This is a genomic window from Wolbachia endosymbiont of Wuchereria bancrofti, from assembly GCF_002204235.2.
Lineage (GTDB): Bacteria > Pseudomonadota > Alphaproteobacteria > Rickettsiales > Anaplasmataceae > Wolbachia.
This window is the reverse complement of sequence record NZ_NJBR02000001.1, coordinates 1-732: the sequence shown is the minus strand read 5'-3', so window position 1 is coordinate 732 and position 732 is coordinate 1. Positions and strand designations below refer to the sequence as shown.

At 32.8% G+C, this 732-nt stretch carries 1 pseudogene; it reads left to right on the top strand.

Going from position 1 to position 732, the window contains the following annotated elements:
* Nucleotides 1-506 (top strand): annotated as a pseudogene (locus tag CCY16_RS00005) (DNA primase); the annotation flags it as partial.
* Nucleotides 507-732: the final 226 nt, after the last annotated feature.

Below are 732 nucleotides of genomic sequence, written 5' to 3'. Positions count from 1 at the left end.
AAGCAAAAGCAACAAAAAGTGAATATCTTTACAACAAATCTCCAGAGCTAATTGAAGCAGAACAAAATCAGGCCATAGTTTTACGCATAGCCTTAGAATTTCCTGAAATCTTGAACCATCCTATATATTTTGAGCAATTTTCCCATTTTGAATTTACTAATGTAAAGATAAAAAGATTGCAACAGCATATAATTAATGTAGCAAATAATGGAAGTGAACTCAATAAAGAGGTTTTATTACAAGAGTTAGAGCAGTTTAACATTGATGGAACCATAAAGCTTATATTTGAAAGGACTAGCGTACTAAACAGTCAATTAAACAATGGGAAATCTGCGAAAACTGTATGGAATAATATAGTGTTACGGGAGGAATTAAATGTATTACAAAGAGAAAGAATCGAAGCAAGGCTAGGCGGTGATTTTGACTTAGAGGAAAGACTAATAGAACAAATAGAGCAAATAGAAAGTAATATACGAGAAATGCAAATGGAGTTTATTCAAAAATAGATTGCTATATTTTTAGATTGTTTGTCGTTCTTGTTGCTTTCTGCGCTGAGTCATAAAACAATAGACTTCCTGCACGGCTACCTGTCATTCAAGCAGCTCACAGAAATGCAGAAAACTACTTGATAAATTTCAAACAACCTAATTATCTTAGCAGTAAGGGTATCTTTGACTCACAGCTTATTTTTGACCTGCGCAGGTTCAATGATAAAATTCAGTAAAAAACTCA